Genomic DNA, 2,928 nt, shown 5'->3' with positions numbered 1-2,928 from the left:
CCCGGTACCCGCACGCCCGGGCCGCCGCCGGGTGCCCGGCCGCAGGCTGGAGAAGCAGTGGCAGCCGTCATGCGGGAGTCACCAGCAGGGGCCTGGCCCGCTCCCGCAGCTCCACGACCTGCGGATCGTCGCCGTAGGGCTCAAGGCGGTTCAGCAGGTCGCGCACGTACTCGGTGGTGCGGACCGAGGAGATCCGCCCCGCGACCTCCACCGCCAGCGCCCCGGCGGCGCAGGCCGCGTCCAGGTTGCCGGACTCCAGCTCGGCGACGGCCGACACCACCAGCCGCAGGCCGTGCGAGCGGACGAACTCCTCCGTGGGCCGGGACAGCGCCTGCTGCGTGAAGCGGCGGACCTGCCGCGGCGCCTTGAGGTCCCGGTAGCACTCGGCTGCGTCCGCAGCGAGCCGGTCGTAGTTGTAGAAGCCCAGCCACGACGGGTCGGGGTCGCCCTCCCGGGACCGCTCCAGCCAGCCCTCGGCCGCGGACAGCGCCGTCGCGCACGCCGCCGAGTCGTTCGACTTGGCCTGCGCACGGGCCTCCACGAGGTGGAAGAAGCTCATCACCCGGGCCGTCGCCACCCCCCGGTTGCGTTCCAGCGCCGCCTGGGCGAGGTCCACCCCCTCGTCGGCGAACCCCCGGTACGTCGCCTGGAGGGACATCGACGCGAGCACGTACCCGCCCAGCGGCACGTCGGCGGCGGCCCGCGCCAACCGCAGGGCCTGGATGTAGTACCGCTGCGCCGCCTCCTGCTGCCCGGTGTCGAAAGCCATCCAGCCGGCCAGCCTGGTCAGCTCGGCCGTCGCGCCGAACAGGGCGCGGCCCACCTCGTCCGAGTAGGAGCCCAGCAGCAGCGGGGCGGCGTCCACCCGCAGGCACTCCGGCACCATCGACGAACGCCAGTCCCCGCCGCCGTACTTGGAGTCCCAGCGGCGAGCCTCCGCCGCCGCCTCCCGCAGCTTCGACACGTCGCTGTGCCCCACGCGCAGCGGGCCGGCGGCGGAACCCGGCCCGCCGGCCGCGTCGTCCGCGGCCCTGGCGACCGAACTGTCCGCCGGAGTTATCAACCAGCGGGAAGCGGGCGTTGCATATGCGCTCACCGCGAAGGATCCGGCCAACGAGTGCCAGATACTGCCGTTGCCCCGGCGACCGGCGAGATCCAGCCGGTACAGATCCGTTGCGGCCTTCACAGCCGCACCCACGTCCCGTGGAAAGGCCAGCCCGATCTCGGGCGCCGGATCGGCGTCGGCGAGCCCGATCTCGTGCAGCGGCACCGGCCGGCCCAGCTTGCTGCCGATCGCCGCGGCGATCAGGTGCGGCGCCGCACCCTGCGGCACCATGCCCTTGGAGACCCACCGGGCGACCGACGTCTTGTCGTAACGAAGCGTCAGACCGCGCTGAGCGCCCAGGTCATTGACCCTCCGGGCGAGTCCGGCGTTGCTGATCCCCGCCAATGCGAGAACAGTTCCCAGCTTCTCGTTCGGCCCTCGTGGTTCCCTGGACATGCGCACCCCTGACACACACCGACGGCCGCCCCGCCGCATGCGGAACATGCTCGGGGCATTCGTGAACCCAGCGTAGTTCGCCGCATCCCTACCGTTAAGGGGCGGCTTCGTGGATGGCGGGATTCCTCTCCGCGCTCCGGCGCTCGTCCGGCGCCCGACGGCACGCCGGAGCCAGGGCCGGGGTGCCGGTCGGCGGCTGGATCCCGTGCCCCCGGGTGTGTGGCCGTGCGCCTGTCCGTGCGCTCTGTGCAGGAGTCGAAGAACACGTTTACCTGGTTGTTGCGTGGGTCGGCCCGCTGAACTGGAACCAGTGGGCTGGGGGAATGCCACCGCTCCAATCCCCGCGAGCGGTGGCCCGGTCCGGGAGGCGGCAGTGCCTCCCGGGCCGACGTGCACGTTCCGTGACGTCCCCTTCCCGTTCACCACGCCGGCTGCCGGCCCGCCGCAGCGACGCCACAATCGGCCCGCCCACCACCTCGGCGGACCGGAAGTTGGCCGGATGTCGCTGTTTGACTGACGGCCACCTCACCTTCACCGGGCATGAACACACCCATGTCCACGCCCCCTTCACGCCTCCCACACGCCTGTCTCGTGGCAGCATGGGCCCGAAGACCATCCGGAGTGATCCGAGACGGCAGTTGCGGGCGAGGAGTGACGGGCGGAGGCGGCGTCGATGCGGTGGTTGGTGGGGTGGAGCAGCACCGCAGCAGGCAGTGCCCAGGTCTCCGGCCGGAACCTGCATCCCGTCGGTGCCCAGCAACTGTGGGGCGACCCCGACCCGTTGTGGGCCGTCGGCGACTGGCGCCCCGACGAGATCCGCGTCATCGAGGCCGACTCGGGCACCCGGCTCGCCGTCTTCGGCTGTTGCGGAGCCAGTGACGACCAGTTGCGCGTCGCCCTGTTCGCGGCCCGCGGTGGCGCGCTGCGTCACCTCACCGCCTGGCCGGGTTCCTACACGGCCGTCGCCCGCATCGGCCGCCGCGTCGCACTCGCCGCCGACCTCGCCGGCGCCCGGCCGGTCTTCCACACCCCCTGGGCCGGCGGCACCGCCTACGCCACCGCGGCCCTGCCGCTCGCCGACCTCATCGAGGCGCAACTGGACGTCGGACACCTCGGCGCACTGCTCGCAGCCCCGGAGGCCCCCGAGGCGATCGGCGACACCACGCCCTACCACGGGGTGCGCCGCGTCCCGCCCGGCCACGCGCTGATCCTGCGCGAAGGCGGCACCCGGGAGATCACCAGCTACGAACCGGCCGTGCCGACCGTCGTCGCCGCCCCGCCGACCGAAGCCGAGAAGGCCGTCGAGGGAGTGCGGGACGCGCTCATCGAAGCGGTACGGGTCCGCCTCGCCGCCCCCCGCCACGTGCCCGACAACGCCGCGGCCATGGGCCCCGACGGCCTCGACCCCGGCCCCATCCCCGGACTCG

At 73.3% G+C, this 2,928-nt stretch carries 1 protein-coding gene and 1 pseudogene; one reads left to right on the top strand and one right to left on the bottom strand.

The annotated features are described in order from the left end of the window. Positions 1–67 precede the first annotated feature (67 nt). The gene (locus ACYVE9_RS21280; protein ID WP_461029491.1) at positions 68–1,501 is read right to left on the bottom strand and encodes an MFS transporter; all 1,434 of its coding nucleotides are present in this window, start codon (positions 1,499–1,501) and stop codon (positions 68–70) included. Between the two features lie 673 nt (positions 1,502–2,174). Between ACYVE9_RS21280 and ACYVE9_RS21275 the strand changes: the two are divergent. Continuing rightward, positions 2,175–2,928 (top strand): annotated as a pseudogene (locus ACYVE9_RS21275) (asparagine synthase-related protein); the annotation flags it as partial.

This window comes from Streptomyces sparsus (genome assembly GCF_054776295.1).
The sequence above is the reverse complement of the archived record's forward strand: the minus strand, read 5'-3'. Positions and strand labels throughout refer to the sequence as shown.